The 19521-nt window shown below is 66.6% G+C and carries 14 protein-coding genes; 10 read left to right on the top strand and 4 right to left on the bottom strand.

Annotated elements, in window-relative coordinates; translation table 11 throughout:
• The 5 genes from I6F12_RS36255 to I6F12_RS36235 all read left to right on the top strand — a co-directional run.
• A partial coding sequence (locus I6F12_RS36255; RefSeq protein ID WP_225158472.1) for a tetratricopeptide repeat protein occupies positions 1-697 on the top strand: 697 nt, incomplete at its 5' end.
• Between the two features lie 147 nt (positions 698-844).
• Positions 845-1516: an OmpA family protein gene (locus tag I6F12_RS36250; protein WP_225137381.1), complete on the top strand. Its 672-nt coding sequence runs from the start codon at positions 845-847 to the stop codon at positions 1514-1516.
• Positions 1517-1674: 158 nt separating this feature from the next.
• On the top strand, positions 1675-2604 hold the full coding sequence (locus tag I6F12_RS36245) for an efflux RND transporter periplasmic adaptor subunit (RefSeq protein WP_036015974.1): 930 nt from the start codon (positions 1675-1677) through the stop codon (positions 2602-2604).
• A complete protein-coding gene (locus I6F12_RS36240) occupies positions 2604-5750 on the top strand; it encodes an efflux RND transporter permease subunit (protein ID WP_225148688.1) in 3147 nt (1048 codons plus the stop codon). The genes I6F12_RS36245 and I6F12_RS36240 overlap by 1 nt, the downstream gene beginning before the upstream one ends.
• Before the next feature lie 80 nt (positions 5751-5830).
• Entirely contained in the window at positions 5831-6049 is a 219-nt protein-coding gene (locus I6F12_RS36235; protein ID WP_225114559.1) for a DUF433 domain-containing protein, read from the top strand.
• A gap of 11 nt (positions 6050-6060) precedes the next feature.
• Here the strand turns inward: I6F12_RS36235 and I6F12_RS36230 are convergent, their stop codons facing one another.
• Positions 6061-6735 (bottom strand): Crp/Fnr family transcriptional regulator, encoded by a 675-nt coding sequence (locus I6F12_RS36230; protein WP_036044931.1) that lies wholly within the window; start codon positions 6733-6735, stop codon positions 6061-6063.
• 250 nt (positions 6736-6985) lie between these two features.
• On the opposite strand from I6F12_RS36230, the gene I6F12_RS36225 reads away from it, so the two are divergent.
• From I6F12_RS36225 to I6F12_RS36215, 3 genes are all read left to right on the top strand, one after another.
• Complete coding sequence (locus I6F12_RS36225; RefSeq protein WP_225158470.1) at positions 6986-9058, top strand: AsmA family protein; 2073 nt, start codon at positions 6986-6988, stop codon at positions 9056-9058.
• A 192-nt stretch (positions 9059-9250) separates the two neighbouring features.
• Positions 9251-11698 carry an adenylate/guanylate cyclase domain-containing protein gene (locus tag I6F12_RS36220; RefSeq protein ID WP_225158469.1) on the top strand — a complete coding sequence of 816 codons (2448 nt, stop codon included), beginning with the start codon at positions 9251-9253 and terminating at the stop codon, positions 11696-11698.
• Between the two features lie 218 nt (positions 11699-11916).
• Complete coding sequence (locus I6F12_RS36215; RefSeq protein ID WP_036015956.1) at positions 11917-12783, top strand: hypothetical protein; 867 nt, start codon at positions 11917-11919, stop codon at positions 12781-12783.
• A 143-nt stretch (positions 12784-12926) separates the two neighbouring features.
• Here I6F12_RS36215 and I6F12_RS36210 read toward each other — a convergent pair whose 3' ends face one another.
• The 3 genes from I6F12_RS36210 to I6F12_RS36200 form a co-directional block, all read right to left on the bottom strand.
• Positions 12927-13169: an AbrB/MazE/SpoVT family DNA-binding domain-containing protein gene (locus tag I6F12_RS36210; RefSeq protein ID WP_311735349.1), complete on the bottom strand. Its 243-nt coding sequence runs from the start codon at positions 13167-13169 to the stop codon at positions 12927-12929.
• 68 nt (positions 13170-13237) lie between these two features.
• Entirely contained in the window at positions 13238-14566 is a 1329-nt protein-coding gene (locus I6F12_RS36205; RefSeq protein WP_225158468.1) for a Spy/CpxP family protein refolding chaperone, read from the bottom strand.
• 209 nt (positions 14567-14775) lie between these two features.
• Positions 14776-15849 (bottom strand): LysM peptidoglycan-binding domain-containing protein, encoded by a 1074-nt coding sequence (locus tag I6F12_RS36200; RefSeq protein WP_225137396.1) that lies wholly within the window; start codon positions 15847-15849, stop codon positions 14776-14778.
• Positions 15850-16029: 180 nt separating this feature from the next.
• Between I6F12_RS36200 and I6F12_RS36195 the strand changes: the two genes are divergently transcribed.
• A complete protein-coding gene (locus I6F12_RS36195; RefSeq protein ID WP_225158467.1) occupies positions 16030-16716 on the top strand; it encodes a hypothetical protein in 687 nt (228 codons plus the stop codon).
• A 138-nt stretch (positions 16717-16854) separates the two neighbouring features.
• Positions 16855-19518, top strand: coding sequence for an EAL domain-containing protein (locus I6F12_RS36190; RefSeq protein WP_225158466.1), 2664 nt, complete (start codon positions 16855-16857; stop codon positions 19516-19518).
• The last annotated feature ends 3 nt before the right edge of the window (positions 19519-19521 follow it).

Raw genomic sequence — 19521 nt, 5'->3', positions numbered from 1 at the left:
CGACAGCGCGGCTGCGGCTCCCGCTCCCGCGCCTCCGCCACCTGCGGCTCCAGTCGCGGCGGCGGCACCGGCGCCCGCGCCTGCTCCCACGCCGAGGCCGCAGATCGAGGCCGCCCTGCCCCCGCCGCCACCGCCGGTGAAGCCGGTTGATCCCGCTCCCGCGCCGAGCACGGACGGTGGGCCGAGCGCTGCCGCCCTGGCTGACGATCCCACGATCAAGAGCCTGACCGCCAAGATTGCCGCCAACCCTGACGACGTGAACGCGCTGTACCGCCGCGGCCAGGTTTATGCCAGCAAGGGCGCCTACAGCCTCGCCATCAAGGATTTCGACGACACCCTCCGGATCAATTCGAAGGACGTCGAGGCCCTCAACAACCGCTGCTGGACCCGCACCGTGGTCGGCGACCTCCAGGCCGCGCTGAAGGATTGCAACGAGGCGCTGCGGCTGCGGCCGAACTTCGTCGATGCGCTGGACAGCCGCGGGCTCGTCAATCTGAAGTCGGGCGCGGTGAAGAATGCGATCGCCGATTTCGACGCGGCCCTGAAGATCAACCCGCGCCTGACGTCCTCGCTCTACGGACGCGGCCTTGCCAAGCAACGCAACGGCTCGGCCCAGGAGGGGGCGCTGGACATCGCCAATGCCAAGGCGATGGATCCGAACATCGTTCAGGAATTCGCAAGCTACGGAGTGCGCTAGTATTTTTTTGAGTTGGGCCCCCGTCCAAGGCTCGAACCTTGAACAGCCCTGGGAAGACCAATGGGCGGATGCCGCAACAGGCCTTTTCGGGGGCGTGTTGCTTGAATTTTGAGAGCACGTGAGCTGGCTGCGCAGGAGGGACTGGGAATGAGATCGGCTGCAAATTGGCTTACCGCGATTCTGTCCATCATCACCGTCGGCGCCGCGCTGTCACTGCCGACCTCGGCCGCATATGCGGGCGATGACGGCAACAGCAAGAATATCACCGAGGACGAGATCGTCCGCGCGCTGGCGCCGGCGCCGAAGAAGCCCTTGACGCGCGGCCTCTCGATCGGTCCGCAGACCGCCCCTGCACCGAGCGCGACCGACTCCAAGCTGATCCAGTCGGTGCGCGGCCGCTCGACGCGTTCGCTGTCGTCGACCGAGCGCGAGGAAATCGCCTTGGCCGCCAAGGACAAGCCGAACATCGATCTCGAGATCACGTTCGACTACAACTCCGCCAATATCAGCGCCAAGTCGCTGCCCTCGGTGCAGGCGCTCGGCCGCGCCTTGACCAGCCCGGATCTGAAGGGCTCGACCTTCGTGGTCGCCGGTCATACCGACGCCGCCGGCGGCGAAGCCTACAACCAGGACCTCTCGGAGCGTCGCGCCGATTCGATCAAGCGCTACCTGGTCGAGAAGTACAGCATCTCCGCGACCGATCTCGTCACCGTCGGCTACGGCAAGAGCAAGCTCAAGGACCCGAACCAGCCGCTGGCGGAGGCCAACCGGCGCGTGCAGGTCGTCAACATGGAAAACAAGACCACCGCATCGAAGTGAGCACGACGAATCCATTGCCAGTGACAAGTCGTGATGTCGTGTAAGGTCTCGTTTCCAAAGCGCGTCCCGCAGCCTTGCGGGACGCCGCTTCATGTCAGAAAAGCGCTCCGTTTGGGCCTCGCGCGGATGGCCGTGAGCCAGGTCAGGATGATCCGGCGATGAATTTGACTGAATACCTCAAGCCGGCCGGAACCGTGCTGTTCGTCGCCGCGCTCGGCATCGGCTATTATCTGTTCGAGCATCGCAAGCGTCCCGAGCCGAAGGAGACGCAAAGCGAGGCGCTCGTCATCGTGACGAAGTCAACCAATGCCTGCTTCTCCGATCTGGTGCGGGTGACCGGTTTCTTCGTACCGCGCCGCGAGGCGGTGGTCGTTGCCGATCAGGAAGGCTCCAGGGTCACCGACCTCCTGGTCACCGAGGGCACGATCGTCGCCGACAATCAGGAGCTGGCGCGCCTGACCGCGCCGCCGCAGATTCCGGGCCAGCCGCAGCGGCCCGGCCCGCAAGGCCCGATCTCGCTGAAAGCCCCCGCGCCGGGCCTTGTCACCGAAGTCCGCACCATCGTCGGCGCGCCGGCCTCGCCGCAGGCCGGTCCGATGTTCCGCATCGCCGTCAACAACGAGATCGAGCTCGACGCCCAGGTTCCGGCGGTGCACATGTCCAAGCTCACCTCCGGCGCCACCGTGCGGATCAGCCGCGACGATGCGCCCGACCTGATCGGGCGGGTCCGGCTGGTTGCACCCGAGATCGACCGCGCCACGCAACTCGGGCGGGTCCGCATCAGCGTCGCCAACAACCCCTCGCTCAAGGTCGGCGTGTTCGCTCGCGCCTCGATCGACGCCAAGCGAAGCTGCGGCGTCTCGATCCCGAAGACCGCGATCGATCACCTCACGGTGCAGGTCGTCAAGGGCAATGTCGTCGAGACACGCAAGGTGCGGGTCGGATTGTCGTCCGACAGCGCGACGGAAATCCTGGAAGGGCTGCAGGTCGGCGAAATCGTCGTGGCCGACGCCGGCTCTTCGCTCCATGACGGCGACCAGATCAAGACCATGTTCGCCGATGAACTCGATCGCACGCGGGTACGCTGATGGCTCTCAATATCTCGGCATGGTCGATCCGCAATCCGCTGCCGTCGGTCGTCTTCTCCATCATCCTGCTGGTGCTGGGTTGGGTGTCCTTCACCAAGCTTGCGATCACACGGCTGCCCTCGGCCGACATCCCCGTGATCTCGGTGGCGGTGTCGCAGTTCGGCGCCGCACCGGCCGAACTGGAATCCCAGGTCACCAAGACGGTTGAAGACGCGGTCTCCGGCGTCGAGGGCGTCAGGCACATCACCTCGTCGATCACCGACGGCCTGTCGGTCACCACGATCCAGTTCGCGCTCGAGACCAACACCGATCGCGCGCTCAACGACGTCAAGGACGCGGTGACGCGCGTGCGCTCCAACCTGCCGCAGAACGTCACCGAGCCGCTGATCCAGCGCGTCGACGTCATCGGCCTGCCGATCGTGACTTATGCCGCGATCTCGCCCGGCAAGACGCCGGAGCAGCTCTCCTATTTCGTCGACGACGTGGTCAAGCGCGCGCTGCAGGGCGTGCGCGGCGTCGCCCAGGTCGAGCGCATCGGCGGCGTCGAGCGCGAGATCCTGGTCTCGCTGGATCCCGATCGCCTGCAGGCGATGGGCCTGACCGCGGTCAATGTCAGCCAGAGCCTGCGCGGCACCAATGTCGACGTCGCCGGCGGCCGCGCCGAGATCGGCAAGAACGACCAGGCGATCCGCACGCTCGCCGGCGCCAAGACGCTTGGCGATCTCGCCGGCACCATGATCCCGCTGTTCGGCGGCGGCGAGGTCCGGCTCGACGATCTCGGCACCGTCACCGACACCATCGCCGACCGCCGCACCTTCGCCCGCTTCAACGGCGAGCCGGTGGTCGCGCTCGGCATCAAGCGCTCCAAGGGCGCCAGCGACGTGAAGGTGGCCGAGGCCGTGCAGAAGCGCATCGACGCGCTGAAAGCGGCCTATCCCGACGTCGACCTGAAGGTGATCGACACCTCGGTCGAATACACCAACGGCAATTACCACGCGGCGATCTCGACCCTTTTCGAAGGCGCCATCCTCGCCGTGATCATCGTGCTCTTGTTCCTGCGCGACCTGCGCGCCACCATCATCGCCGCGATCTCGCTGCCGCTGTCGATCTTCCCGGCGTTCTGGGCGATGGACCTGCTCGGCTTCTCGCTGAACCTCGTCAGCTTCCTCGCCATCACGCTCTCGACGGGCATTCTTGTCGACGATGCCATCGTCGAAATCGAGAACATCGTCCGGCACATGAACATGGGCAAGTCGCCCTACCGGGCCGCGCTCGAGGCCGCCGACGAGATCGGCCTCGCCGTCATCGCGATCTCGCTGACCATCATCGCCATCTTCGCGCCCGCGAGCTTCATGTCGGGCATTGCCGGACAGTTCTTCAAGCAGTTCGGCATCACCGTCTCGGTGCAGGTGTTCTTCTCGCTGCTCGCCGCGCGCTTCGTCACGCCGGTGCTGGCCGCCTATTTCCTCAAGCACAGTACGCACGAGGAGCCGCCGCCCGGTCCCATCCTGCGCTCCTATCATCGCATCGTTGCCTGGTCGGTGAAGCACTACTTCATCACGGTGCTGATCGGGCTCGGCGTCTTCGCCGCCTCGATCTGGAGCATCACGCTGCTGCCGCAGGGCTTCCTGCCGGCCCAGGACAGCGCGCGCTCGCTGCTTGCGCTCGAGCTGCCGCCGGGCACCCAGCTCGCCTACACCGAGAAGGTCACCGAGGACATCGTCGCGCGCCTGCGCAAGCGGCCCGAGGTCAAGAGCATCTTCGTCGACGGCGGCCGCGTCCCGCCGGGCACCCAGGAGGTGCGCCGCGCCGCCCTGATCATCAATTACACACCCAAGGACAGCCGCGACATCACCCAGCGCGAGCTCGAATTCTCCATCAGCCAGGAGCTGGAGAACGTTCCCGATATCCGCTTCTGGTTCCTGGACGAGAACGGCCTGCGCGCGATCTCGCTGGTGGTGACAGGCGTCGACCCCAACATCGTCAACAACGTCGCGAGCGAGCTTGCGACGCAGATGAAGCGCATTCCCACCATCGCCAACGTCATCTCCGAAACTTCGCTGGAGCGCCCCGAACTGCGCATCGAGCCGCGCGCCGATCTCGCCGCACGGCTCGGCGTCTCCACCGAAAGCCTGTCGCAGACCATCCGTGTCGCCACCATCGGCGACGTCGGACCGGCACTCGCCAAGTTCGACGTCGGCGACCGCCTGGTGCCGATCCGCGTGCAGCTCGAGGACGCCGCCCGCGGCGATCTGAAGACGCTGGAGCAGCTCCGCGTGCCGCTCGGCGAGCGCGGCGAGAAGGGCGGCGTGCCGCTTTCGGTCATCGCCGACGTCAAGCTCGACCAGGGTCCGACCAGCATCGGCCGCTACGATCGCGAACGGCAGGCGACCGTTGCCGCCGACCTCGTCGGCTCCGCCGCGCTCGGCGATGCCACCAAGAAGATCTACGACCTGCCGGTCATGAAGACCCTGCCGAAGGGCGTGAAGGTCTCGCCCTCGGGCGATGCCGAAAGCCTGAACGAATTGTCCGAGGGTTTTGCGACCGCCATCACGGCGGGGCTGATGATGGTCTATGCGGTGCTGGTGCTGCTGTTCGGCACCTTCCTGCAGCCGATCACCATCCTGTTCTCGCTGCCGCTCTCGATCGGCGGCGCGATCGCGGCCCTGCTCGTCACCGGCAAGCAGCTCACCACGCCGGTGTGGATCGGCATCCTGATGCTGATGGGCATCGTCACCAAGAACGCGATCATGCTGGTGGAATTCGCCATCGAGTCCATCAAGGCCGGCACGCCGCGCGAAGAGGCCATGATCGACGCCGGCATGAAGCGCGCCCGTCCGATCGTGATGACCACGATCGCGATGGCCGCGGGCATGATGCCGAGCGCCCTGGCCGTCGGCGCCGGCGGCGAATTCCGCTCGCCGATGGCGCTCGCGGTGATCGGCGGCCTGATCTTCTCGACCCTCCTGTCGCTGGTGTTCGTGCCCGCGATGTTCATGGTGATGGACGATTTCGGCGCCCTGATCTGGCGCTTCGCCAAGCGGCTGATCGTGCACAGCGAGGATGCGGAGACGGACCATCATGGGGCTGCGGAGGCGGAAGCCAGGCCGGCGGTGACGAGCGTCGCACGGCCCGCGGCGGAGTAGGGTCCACGCCAGCTTGGAAGCCCACGGTGGCGCAAGTCGTTTGCGTCCGCTAGCCTATGGCATGGCCTTCGCGCATCACGATGGACCCTGCCGTCTGCACTGGCAAAGCTTGCATTCGCGGGCTGCGTTTTCCGGTTGCGCGGCTGCTCGGCCTGCTGGCGGCCGGCGAGACGCGCGAATCGATCCTCAATGAATATCGGTATCTCGAGCGCGAGGACATCGATGAGGCACTGCGATACGCGGCGTTCCTCGCCGAGGATCTAGCCGTCGATCTGTCTCCACCCGCCGAGCAAGAGTGAAACTGCTCGCCCTACTCGTTCCGCGCGATCGCGGTCAGCTTGGTCATGTTCCGCAGCAGGATCCGGCCGCGCTGGAGATCGAGGATCGCTTCCTTGCGCCAGGCCTGGAGCTGGCGGTTGACGCTTTCGCGAGCGGCGCCGACGAAGACGCCGAGTTGCTCCTGCGAGATGTGGACCTCGGAACCGAAATCGGCGGCGAGCGCGCAGAGCCGCCGCGCCAGCCGCACCGGCAGCGGCTGCAGCATGGATTCTTCCATGCGCTCGCTCTGCCAGCGGATGCGCTGGCACAGCAGCGCGATGATTTTGATCGCGACCTTGGGCTCGCGCTCGAGGAAGCCGAGGAAGTCTTCGCGCCGCAGCACGAACAATTCGCTGGCCTCGCCCGCGGTCGCGTCCGCCGTCCGGTTCTGGCCGTCCAGCACCGCGACCTCGCCGAACAGGTCGCCCGGCCCCATGAAGTTCAGCGTCAGCCGGCTACCGTCGGCGGCGCCGGTCTCGATGCGGACCTGGCCGCGGCGCACGCCGAACAGCGCATTGCCGGGATCGCCCTTCTGGAACAGCACCTCGCCGCTGGCCAAATGCTGGGTGTGGCAGAGATTGGACAGCCGCTGGAGCTCGTCTGCGCCGAGATCGGCGAACATCGGGTTCATCTTCAGGATGACCGCAAATTCGGCCTGCTTGCTCATGTCAATGTCCTTGTGAACGTGCTGGTCATCGTCTCTTGGCAAATCGTCTTGGCAAATCGCTTGAAACCATCAACTTCAGGATCGCGTAAAACAGCGCCGGAGAAGTGTGTCATAAGTCACATAACTTTGCAGCACCCCCTGGCTATTTTTACGCGCTTGGAGCCGCTTCCCGTCCGGGGATAAACTCCGGGCGCAAAGGACGGGTGATCGGCCGGGTTCGGCGCGGATTGTCCGTTGCTGGAAAGTCGACATGAGAGCATTGAAATTCGTCGGCGGGGCTTTGGCCGCCGTCATCGTCGTGATCGCACTTCTGCTCGTGGTCGGGATCCCCTCGGGCTTCCTGACCTCGACGATCGCCTCGCGCCTCGAGAGTGCGACCGGCTATCGGCTGTCGATCGACGGCACCACCAAGATCAGCCTATGGCCGACGCTGAACGTCACGCTGAACGACCTCACGCTGGCCGACCCCAAGGACCGCAGCGGCATCACGCGCCTGACGATCGATCGCGTGCAGGCCGACATGTCGCTCGCGAGCGTGTGGTCCGGCAGGCCCGAGATCAGCGAGCTCGTCGTCACCCGTCCCGTGCTCTACCAGCCGCTGCTGCGCGAGCGCCTGCCGAATGCGGCCGCGCCTTCGAAGCCGCTCGCGCTCGACACCAAGGGCGCCACCATCGACCGCATCAAGATCACCGACGGCGAGGTGGCATTCTCGCGCCTGCGCGACCGTGTCGAGGGCCGCATCAGCGCCATCAACGCCGACGCGACCCTGGACCGCGATCGCAAGGTCAACATCACCGGCACCGCGCGCGTCGGCGATCACCCGACCAAGTTCGACATCAAAGCGGCCTCGCCGGCCGAACGGCCGGCGTTTCATGTGGATTTCGCCATCGATATGCCCAGCGTGCTGAAGTCCCAGCTCACCGGCCAGGCCGAGATGCGGCTGAGCGGCAATGTCGTGATGATCAACGGCGTGAACGGCAGGCTCGGCGATGGCGCCTTCAATGGCTGGGCTTCCGTCGACATCGCGAGCAAGCCGCTGGTCAAGGTCGATCTCGACTTCCATCGGCTCGCCATGCCGCTGGCGAAATCGCCGGAAGGCGTGTCCGGGCAGCCCTGGAGCAATGCGCCGATCGACGTCTCGGGGCTCAACTATGTCGATGCGCAAGTGCGGATCTCCGCCAACGAGGCGGTGATCGGCGATGCGCGCATCGCGCCGCTGGCGCTCGACGCCAAGCTCGCCGGCGGCGTGCTGAAGGCCGGCACGGCCAATCTCGGCGCCTATGGCGGCCAGGTCTCGGGCGAGGTGATCCTGGACGCGACGACCGGCGCGCCGAGCTTTGCCATGCATTCCGACCTAGTCGGCGTGCGCGCGCTGCCGCTGCTCCAGGGCCTTGCCGAGTTCGATCGCATCGACGGCAAGCTGCAGGCCAAGCTCGCCCTGCGCAGCGCCGGCAACAGCCAGCGCGCGCTGATGGCGAACATGCAAGGGACGGCCTTCGTCAATTTCCAGGACGGCGCGATCCGCGGCATCAATGTCGCGCAGATGATCCGCTCGCTGACGACGAGCACGCTCTCCGGCTGGCAAGGAAACCAGAATGGAAACCAGAACGGAAACCAGGACCCGAGCCAGGAGCAGAGCACGGATCTGTCGCAGCTCTCGGCCTCCTTCCGCATCGACAAGGGTCAGGCGGTGACGACCGATCTCAACCTGATCGGGCCGCTGGTGCGCGTCACCGGCGCCGGCACCATCGCGCTCGACACCAAGATGATGGGCTTTCGCGTCGAGCCGAAGCTCGTGATGACGACCGAAGGCCAGGGCCGCACCTCCGAGCCGGTCGGCTTCGGCATTCCCGTGATGATCCAGGGCTCCTGGTCGCAGCCGCGGATCTATCCCGACATGGCCGGCATGCTGGACAATCCCGACGCCGCCTATGCCAAGCTGCGCGAGATGGGCAAGGGCCTGTTCGGCCCCGACGGCGCCGGGCTCGGCAACATCCTCGGCAGCCTCGGTCTTGGCGGCACCGCCCTGCCGGGCGGCAATGCAACCGGCAATGCCAATCCGCAAGGCCAGCAACCGGGGCAGAACAATCTGCTCGGGGGCCCGCTCGGGGAAGCGATCGGCAATCTGATCCAGCAGGGTCTCTCCAGCGGCGCGGGGAGCGGCACTGGCACCGGCACCGGGCGCAACCGCAGCCTGCCGGCAACGCCCTCGACGCCGGCGCCGCAGGCCTCCCCTGCGGCCCCCGCCCTGGAGGATCCGCCGGCCGCGCAGCAGGACAGTCAGCCAATGAACGACGTGCTGCGGCAGCTCTTCAACCGCTAAGCTCCCTCCTTCGAACAGATCGGGCTGCGACCATCGCCGCCCGTCCACCTGCCCAGGAGGCCACAGGGGGTAACCACACGGGCCGGTCCCCGGCCGCGCGACGGCCCTTCGGTCCAAATTGTGCTAGAACGGCTTGGAAGGGCCTGTACGGCCCATAGCGCGCAGCGTCAGTGGCGGCGCGAGAGGATCGGGATGGCAGGAGCGAACGACAAGACACGATCTCTGCGCGAGGGCCTGTTCGCCAAATACGTCGTCTCCCTCGTCGGCCTCGTCGTGTTCGTCCTTGCCGTCAACGGGGCGATGGAGACCTGGATCTCCTACCGCGCGACGCGGACACAGCTGACCGACGGCCTGGAGGACAAGGCGCAGGCGGCCGCCCGGCGCATCGAGCAGGCGATTTCCGAGCTCGACCGCCAGATCAGCTGGGTGACGCGCGCGAGCCAGGACACGCTGGAGAAGCGCCGCGCCGACTATGCGTCGCTGCTGCACCAGGTCTCGGTCGTCAACCAGCTGTTCCAGCTCAACGGCGACGGCCGCGAGGTGCTGCGCGTCTCCAGGCAATCGGCCACCACCGGCGGCAATGCCGACCTCTCCCGCGACGTGCGCTTCACCGACGCTGTCGCCCGCGGCGTCACCTACGCGCCGGCCTGGTTCGCCGACCGGACGCCGTTGATGTCGATCTCGGTGGCGCATTCCGGCTTCAATGCCGGGGTCACCGTGGCCGAGATCGACCTCGGTTTCCTCTCCGACTTCCTGTCCGACGCGCAAGTCGGCAAGGCCGCCTTTGCCTATGTCGTCGATCCGCGCGGCCGGGTGCTGGCGACGTCATCGAAAGGGCCCGAGATCGGCAAGGACCTTTCCAAACTGCCGCAGGTGGCGGCCGCGATCGCGCCCGGCCACGAAGCCGAGACGTCCGGGACCGACTTCAACGGCCATGCGGTGATGAGCGCCGCGAGCATCGTGCCGAAGCTCGGCTGGAGCGTGCTGTTCGAGCAGCCGACCACGCAGGCCCTGATGCCGATCCGCGACCAGCTGGTGCGCATCGCGCTTCTGATCGGCATGGGCCTGATGGTCGCGATCCTCGCCGGCACGCTGCTCGCCCGCCGCATGATCATCCCGATCACGGCGCTGCGCGACGGTGCGCATAAGCTCGGCGAAGGCGATTTCAGCCACCGCATCGACGTGCACACCTCCGACGAGCTGGAAGACCTCGCCGGGCAGTTCAACCGCATGGCCGACCAGATCCAGGAGACCTATTCGAACCTGGAGAGCAAGGTCGAGGAGCGCACCCGCGATCTCGCGCAGTCGATCCACGAACTCAAGGTGCTGGAGGAGGTCGGCCGCGCGGTGGCCTCCTCGCTCGATCTCAACGCGGTGCTTGCAACCATCGCCGCCCGCGCCATCGAGATCACCCGTGCCGACGCGGTGCTGATCTACGGCTTCGACGCCGAAGCGCGCCGCTTCAACCTGGTCGAGGCCAACGGCATCGACAAATCCGCTGAGGGCGCGCACGTCACCATCGCCCAAGGCGGCAACATCCTGAGCGATGCCGCCGACAGCGGCGCGCCGATCGCGCTGGCCGAGCTTGGCGATGCCGCCGAGCAGCCGCTGCGCGAGGCCGCGCTCGCGGCCGGCTTCAACTCGGTGCTGGTGGTGCCGCTGATCGACCAGCAGGGCACGCTGGGCTCGCTCGTGGTGCTGCGCCGCGCCACCGGGGCGTTCGCGCCCAGCATCATCGGCCTGATGCGCACCTTCGCCAACCAGGCCGTGCTGGCGATGCGCAATGCGCAGCTGTTTACCGAGGTCGACCACAAGAGCCACGCGCTGGAGGCGGCGAACACGACCGTGCGCGCGCAAGCCGACAAGCTCCGCGAGCAGACCGAGCAGCTCAAGGACTGGAACAAGTCGCTGGAGGAGCGCGTCCGGACCCAGCTCGGCGAGATCGAGCGCATCCGCAAGCTCGAGCGTTTCCTGGCGCCGCAGGTGGCGCAGCTGATCGCCTCCTCCGACAGCCCCGAGGGGTTGCTCACCAGCCAACGCCGCGAGGTCACGGTGGTGTTCTGCGACCTGCGCGGCTTCACCGCGTTCACGGAGGCGACCGAGCCGGAAGAGGCGATGAACGTGCTGCGCGAATATCACGCCGCGCTTGGCCAGCTGATCTTCAAGTACGAGGGCACGCTCGACAAATATGCCGGCGACGGCGTGATGATCCTGTTCAACGCCCCGATCCAGTTCGAGGACCACACCAAGCGCGCTGTGAAGATGGCGGTGGAGATGCGCGACACGATCGGCCCCCTGACCGAGCGCTGGCGCAACCGCGGTCATAGCCTCGGCTTCGGCATCGGCGTCGCGCTCGGCTATGCCACGCTCGGCCAGGTCGGCTTCGAGCAGCGGCTGGAATATGCCGCGATCGGCAGCGTCACCAACCTCGCCTCCCGCCTCTGCAGCGAAGCCAAGCCCAACCAGATCGTGGTCAGCCGCCGCGTCTACGGCATGGTCGAGCCTTTCGTCGAAGCCCGCGCCCTCGACGATCTCCAGCTCAAGGGCTTCAATCACCCCGTGCTGGCGATGGAGATCCTGAGCTGGCGCGAGGAGGTGGAGAACGTGGTGGATGCGGCGGCGGTGCGGCGAAGGGGGTAGCCGCAAACAAAACTGCGAAAACAACCCCATGCACAGTAGGCAGGGGCTTTGGGATCAATGACTTACGGCAGGCCTCGGCCGCGTGCCGCGCAATTTGACACGTCGGGCAAAACACCGGCAGATTGGCAGCATCCCAGCTCCCTCTCACGAACCACATCCCTCCTCCCCGCGACCAACCATCGCCTCAACGGCGAGGCGGACTTCGTGGGAGACGATTCGTGACGCTTGCCCTGCCTTCGCGTGCCTATGATTTGCAGATGCTGGACCGGCCCGCGGATCGCGCGCGTGATCAGGGCTGGGTGTTTGGGCTGCCGCCGGGCATTGCATCCGAGCAATGGCCGCTCGATCCCGTCACCGGCTATCCCTTGATGCACGGCTTCACGCTAAAGCTGCCGGAGGATTACCGGGTGCATGGCGCGGACATCGTCGCGTTGTCGTTCTTCGCCACGGCGCCCGATCACAATGACGGCGGCGCGCCCGACGATCCCGAGATTCGCGAGGCGGTGCTGGCGCGGCCGTCGCATCCGCGCCTGTCGCGCATGACCGACATTCTCGACTACGCCTATGCCGCGCTGCTCTTGACGAAGGCCGAATATGACGGCGCGTTCGCCGCGCCGCCGGCGCCGCTTGCGCTGGCAACGGTGGAGCGGCCGCGCTGGCTCGATGTCGGCGGTGCCAGCGCCTTCTTCGAGGCCGCACCTAGCTACGCCAAGAAGATGTTTGCAGCCCCGCCGCGTGCCGATCTCAGCGAGACGCGCGCGATCGCGCTGTCGCCGCGCGCTGATGATCCCAACGCCGGCAAGGGCCCGCAGGATGAGCACGTGCGCGAAAATCCGCCGACCGGCTATCAGCCATATTACTACTATGTCGGCGGCAAGCCGGGCCGCGACAATTTCCGCCTGCACGACTGGGCCAAGGACCACGCCCACAACCACCTCGGCGGCACCATGCGGCCCTGCCAGGCCGTGCCGGAGATGAGCCCGTTCTATATCGAGTTCGAGGAATATTTCGGCGGCTACAATTTCGGCGGCGGCAACGCGCAGCTCGACTTCAAGGACATGAAGTTCGACTGGGCGTGCGGGTGATCATGGAAGCCGCGCAAGGATCCGGACTTTGCGATGATGCGAGCGTTCACGGAGCCATGCCGAGGAACGGATTGACGATGGTGAGCCCGCCGATGCTGCGGCCGTGCTGAAGGTCCCAGAATCACCGCTGTCAAAGAACGCGATCACCGCTCGTTCGCCTCGTCCCGATCGAATTTGTAGCCGGCGGGCAAGGCCGCCCAATTGCGCGCCTCCATGTTCTCGATCGCACGCCGACGCTGCTCCGCCTTGGTCTCGATTTCGATCGCGCCTTTGCGAGTGGCCACGATATCGATTTCGTCGCCCTCCTTGAGGCCGAGTTCATCAACTAGCGCTTTGGGCAGGCGCACTGCGAGGCTGTTGCCCCATTTGGAAACCAGCACCAGCACCCTCCGTGATGTGCATCCCTATCTGCATATCATAGGGAGATATGATGGCATTCCAAGCTGGCGTCCCCTCACGCCCCTCGCTTTGGCCCGATCGCCTCGAATCCGGCCTTTTGCTCGTCGCTGAGATCGGCCTGGAAATCGTCGAGCGCGTCGGCGATGGCGCCGACGGCTTGCAGCATGGTCTGCAGCCGCGTCTTCACGGCGGCGAGGCGGGCCTGCGGGGTTGCGGCCGGCTCGGTCGGGCAGGCGCTGAGCGTCTGCATGGTGCGGAGCGTGGTGTCCTGCAGCACCTCGAAGCGGGCGCGGGCGACCTCGTCGAGTTGGAGCGTGGTGGCGATGTCGGCGGCGGGCCATTGCTGCTGGAGCAGCTGCTCGTATTGGCGCTGGGCGTTCTCGTCGGAAACAGGATCGTAGTCCGCCTGGCAGGCCTTGGCCGCCTGCGCGTCCTTGGAAGCGTTCTTATCAGCGTTCTTGCTCGCGTTCTTGATATCGTTCTTGTCAGCGTTTTTGGACTGGTAGGACGCCAGCGCGGCGCGACGCTCATTGGCTAAGGCGTTGAGCCGGGCTTTCTGGTCGTCATTGAGCAGGCCGACGAATTTCGACAACGGCGCTTCCATGGTGTCGATGGCCTTGATCATGGCCTCGACACGCTCGCGCATCAGGCCGAGGCGCTCCGCCGCATTCCCTGGCGTTTGCGCCGGGCAGGCGGTGCGGATGGTGTCGCGCGCGGCATTCCAGGCGGATGAGAGCTCGTCGAGCGCGGTGCGCTGAGCTTCGTTCGGTGCAACGGCGCTCGCGATGCGCTCGACCGGCAGGCCGCCGGTGTCGCTGGCCTCGCACAGCGTCTCCGCGGTCGGGACCTTTCGCGCGCGACGGCCTTGCGGCACGGTGTAGGCGGCAAGCTCGGTGGCGGCATAGGGCGTGAACAGCGCGGCATAGATATCGCCGTAGCCGTAGAGCGAGAGGCTGGTGGTGTCGCCGAAGACGATCGCATTGGTGAGATCGTCATGGGCGAACGGCCAGAACACCGGGCCGACCCAGCCATAGCTGCCATCGGGATGACGCCACCAGCCCTGCGGGCGGCGGCCGCCTTGCCAGCCCGCCAGCGCAGCCTGCGCCGTGAGGGCCGCACGCATCACGTAAGGGTTCGACAGCTGGCTGCGGTCGGCCCCGCGCGGGTCCTGCGACCTCAGCGCCGCGGAGCGGTAGCGGCCGCCGCGCACCGCCATGCGGGAATGGCGCAGGCGCGACAGGCCGATCACGTGGCCGACGGCGAAGCGCGCAACCCCGACCGGACCGCCGCGCAAGCCGAACTGCGCCTCGGCTCTGTCAGGCAGCAGCACTGCTGTAACCACCAGGATCGCGCCAGCCAGCGCCAATCCCATGCGTCCCGGCATGATCGTTGACCTGACGACCAATTTGGCCAGGTCTTGTTTGGCCACGTCTTGTTTGGCCACGTCTTGTTTGGCCACGACTTGTACGGCCACGTCTTGGCCCTCCCACCCGCGCCAAGTGCGCAATGCGTCGCATCACGAAGACGCGCGAGGGAACCGAATGTTCCAGAGAGACACAGGACAATGCGTCGCAACGCGCCGGCCGTGCCGTGTCACTCCGCCTTTTGCGGCATCACGAAGGTCTGGCCGGGATAGATCAAGTTGGGATTCTGGATCTTGTCGCGGTTAGCGTTGAAGATCACGGCGTAGCGGGAACCGTCGCCGTAAGCGAGCCGGCTGAGCGCCCACAGGCTATCGCCGCGGGCGATGATCCGGCTGCCGCCGGCCTCGGCCGGCGCGGCGGTGAGCGCCTCCGCCGGCGAGGCCGATGCAACCACGGTGGCCCTCGGCGCCTGCGCGAAGGCCTTGGGTTTCGGCGCGCCGATCAGTTTCGGCCGGGCCGCTTGCTTCTCAGGCACCGACGCCAGCCGCGGCGAGGCCGACGGCAGCGCGGCGACGACATCCGATTTGTCGTCGGGCTTCTCGGCCGGCTTGGCCTCCTGCTTCGCAACCGGCGGCATGCGCACGGGCGGCGGCGCCGCCGCGGCGATTGTGACCGGCATGGTCCGGCCGGATTCGGTGACCGTGCCGTCCGGCGCCCTGGCGCGGAGCGTCAGGTCATATGAGCCGGCCGGCAGCTGCGGCGGGGTCATCACGAATTGGCCCGAGGCGTCGGCGACCACGCTGTCGAGCGGCTTGCCGTCGCGCAGCAGCTCGACCCGCGCACCCGGCGTGGCGCGGCCGGCAATCACCGCCGCCTCGCCGTGATCGTCGATGCGGGCGACGTCGAAACGGGGGCCGGCATCTGCAGCCGGCGCCGGCGGCTTGACCGGCACGAGGTCACCGAGCGCGGCCACCTGCTTCTGGGTCTCGGCCAGCGCGCCCGCCTTCGGCTCGGGTGCAGGCGGCGCGCTGTCGACGAGCTTCGGCTGTTCCGGCTTCAGCTCTGGCTTGGATTCAGGCTTGGACTCAGGCTTGAACTCCACCTTGGGCTCGACCTTGGCTTCAAGCTTGGGCTCGACCTTGGCTCCGACCTGGGGTTCGACCTTGGCCTCCGGCTTGGCGGCGACGGTGACCTTCGTCCCATCAGGCAGCAGGCGGCGCAGCTCGGTCGGGCCGATCACCAGCGCGGTGCCGACCAGCGCGAGCAGACAGAAGGCAATGAAGGCCTTGGAGGCGGTGATCATTTGAAAAGGACCTTGGGTGGCAAATCAGCCGAGGCCGGCAAGGTGCGCCGATTTGGCTGCCGCAGCAAGACTGTCGATAGGATTATGCTTCCGTCCAGGCGCGCGGGATGAACCGGCGCGACCACGCGGGTGTCCAAGTATCAAGGCCGCCTGGCGGCATTCTTCAAGGGAATTCCTCCCGTGACCGTATTCTCCCGTGGCGCGGGATCGCTGGCGGTTGCTCTGACGCTGGCCGCAGCACCCGCCTTGGCCGCCCCGCCGCCCGGCTTCACGCTCTCCGACGATGCCGATCTCGCCTTGACCTCCCCCGACGGCGCCACCAGGCTCGAGCAGTATATGAGGGAGGGCGAGGATTCCGACCTCAAGTGGCAGGTCTGGTCGCGACGCGGCGGGGAGATGCGCGAGTTGAAGCCCGAGCAAGGCTATCCGGCCGGCTTCCGTTTTACGGCCGACTCGCAATGGCTGGTGCGGATGCAGAAGACCGGCTCGGGCGAGCAGGACCTCTTTCTCTATCATTTCGAGAACGGCGGCTTCGTCAACGCGACCAAGACGTCGCTCGGCGATCTGGCCTGGGCCTACTTCCGCAGCCGGCCCGACACTAAGAGCATGAAGCTCGACTATCACATCACGGCGAATCTGGTGAAGGGCACCGAAGATGCGTATCGCTGGCTCGGCGTAAGCTGGCCCAACAACCGCTATCTCCTGATCTCGCTGTCGGGCGAGACGGACAAGCATCCGAAGAACGTCGCGGTGAAGGGACTGGCGGATTGGAAATGCCGCTATGATCTCGAGACCGGCAAATTCGATGTGCCGAAGATGTTCGCCAAGGGCAACGCGGAAGCCTTGAAGTGGAAAATCAAGCGCTGAAGGTCCTGCGGTCTCGCCGCGGTCTCCTGTACGATGGAACCAACCCTCTGATTCCATTCCGATTCATATTTTCCTAACCGTCAATGGTAACCGGGTCTTGTCGGTTTTGCTGCATCTTGCATCCCACGGGAGGGCTGGATGGGCGCATCGATCCGATGGACCGCGCGAACGCGCGCGTTGCTCCGCCGTTGGCGCGGAGCGCCGCTGACGTGGCTGATCGCCGGCGGCTTCGTGCTGATGCTTGCGACCGCCATCGGCACCGCGCTCACGGTCGACCGTTTCCGGCAGAATGCCATCGAGAGCGGTCGCGACAGCCTTGAAAACGCCGTCCGCATGCTCGCCCGGCATTTCGACCGGCAGTTCGAGGACTTTGCGGTGCTGCAGAAGAGCATCATCGCCGAGCTCGAGAGCCACGGCATCCAGTCCGCCGAAATCTTCCGCAGCGAGATGGGCACGCTCGCCGTGCATGAGGTGCTGCGCGCGAAAGCCAGCGGCTGGTCCGACGTCGCCGGCGCCAATGTGTTCGATTCCAGGGGCGTGCTGATCAACTCGTCGCGGCAATGGCCGGTCGCCGATATCTCGATCGCCGATCGCGGCTATTTCAACCGTCTCAAGGACGATCCGGCCGCACAGGAGGAGGTGGAGGTCGTGCCCGGCCGGTTCGGCAACGGACCGGCGATCGTGTTCGCGCGGCGCATCTCCGGCCCGCACGGCGAATTCCTCGGGCTGGTCTCGCGCGCGATCACGCCCGAGCAGCTCGAATCCTTCTTCGCCTCGACCGGGCTCGGCGAGGATTCCTCGATCGCGATGCACCACCAGAACGGCCAGCTGCTCGCCCGCATTCCACACGTCGAAGCGATGATCGGGCAGAACTTCCGCACCGGCACGCCGGAGCAAATGGCGGTGTTCGAGCGCACCTTCGTCACCACCCAGCTCGCAAGCCCGATCGACGGCAAGGACCGCATCGTCGCCTCGCGCCTGCTCACCGGCGAGCCGCTGGTCGTGGTCGCGACCAAGTCGCTCGATGCGACGCTGGCGACCTGGCGCACGCAGACGAAATTCTTCGTCACCATTGCCGCGCTGTCGATCGGCCTGTTGGTGCTCACGCTGTTTCTGATCTTCCGCCAGGTGACGCACCGCCTGTCGCTCGAGAAGCAGCGGCTCGACATCGCGATGAACACGATGACGCAGGGCCTGTTGATGTTCGATCAGGACGAGCGGCTGATCGTCTGCAACCGCCGCTACATCGAGATGTACGGGCTCTCTGTCGCCGTGGTGAAGCCCGGCGTCCACTTCCGCGATGTGATCCGGCACCGCCGGGACACCGGCTCGTTCGAGGGCGACGTCGAGGCCTATTGCGACGACATCCTGAGCAATGTCGGCCGCACCAAGAGCGCGATCGTCGAAACCGCCGACGGCCGCCTGATCGAGATCAAGAACCAGCCGGCCGCTGCCGGCGGCTGGCTCGCCACCCATGACGACGTCACCGAGCGCATCCGCGCCGACGAGCGCATCGCCCATCTGGCGCATTACGACGCCCTCACCGATCTGCCCAACCGCGTGCTGCTGCGCGGGCATCTGGAACGCCGCGTCGCCGAGCTCGCTCAGGGCAAGCCGTTCGCGATCCTCTATATCGACGTCGACGAGTTCAAGGGCGTCAACGATTCGCTCGGACATGAGGTCGGCGACGAACTGCTGCGCCAGGTGGCGAACCGCCTGCGCGCCTGCGTCAGCGGCAACGACATGGTCGCGCGGCTGGGCGGCGACGAATTCGCCATCGTCAAGGCCGGCACCTCCGATCCGGCCGAGCTGACGGCACTGGCGGAAACCATCCTCAAGGCGTTGCGCGCACCGGTGGATTGCAGGGGGCACGAGGTTCCGACCGATGCCAGCATCGGCATCGCCGTCGCGCCCGATCACGGCGACAATCTCGACGATCTGCTCAAGCGCGCCGATCTGGCGATGTATGCGGCGAAGTCGGAAGGCCGCCGCACCTTCCGCCTGTTCGTGCCCGAATACGACGCCAAGGCGCGGCAGCGCCGCCAGCTCGAGCTCGATCTGCGCCAGGCGCTCGCACGCGGCGAGTTCGAGGTGCACTACCAGCCGCTGGTCGACCTCACCGCCAATGTCGTCACCGGCTGCGAGGCCTTGCTGCGCTGGCGCCATCCCGAGCGCGGCATGGTTTCGCCGGCGGAGTTCATCCCGGTCGCCGAAGACACCGGCCTGATCGGCGAGATCGGCGAATGGGTGCTGAAGCAGGCCTGCGTCGAGGCTGCCTCGTGGCCGGGCCGGATTCACATCGCGGTCAACGTGTCGCCGGTCCAGTTCCGCTCGCGCACGCTGGCGCTCAAGGTCGCCGCCGCCCTCGCGGAGTCCGGGCTCGCGCCGGGCCGGCTCGAGCTCGAGATCACCGAGACGGTGCTGATCCGCGACGACGAGGAGGCGCTGGCGATCCTGCAGCAGCTGCGCGAGCTCGGCGTGCGCATCGCGCTCGACGATTTCGGCACCGGCTATTCCTCGCTCAGCTATCTGCACCGCTTCCCGTTCGACAAGATCAAGATCGACCGCAGCTTCATCAGCGACATCGGTCAGTCCGAGGACTCCTCGCCGATCGTGCAGGCCGTGGTGCGCATGGCCGCCGCGCGCCATATGGCGACCACCACCGAAGGCGTCGAGACCGAAGCGCAAGCCGAGGTGCTGCGCCAGCTCGGCTGCAGCCAGATGCAGGGCTGGCTGTTCAGCCCGGCGGTACCGGCGACGAAGCTGAAGCAGCTGCTGGCGGCGCAGGCGGTCGCGGCCTAGCCG

It is taken from the genome of Bradyrhizobium sp. IC4059 (assembly GCF_020193615.1).
GTDB lineage: Bacteria > Pseudomonadota > Alphaproteobacteria > Rhizobiales > Xanthobacteraceae > Bradyrhizobium > Bradyrhizobium yuanmingense.
The sequence above is the reverse complement of the archived record's forward strand: the minus strand, read 5'-3'. Positions and strand labels throughout refer to the sequence as shown.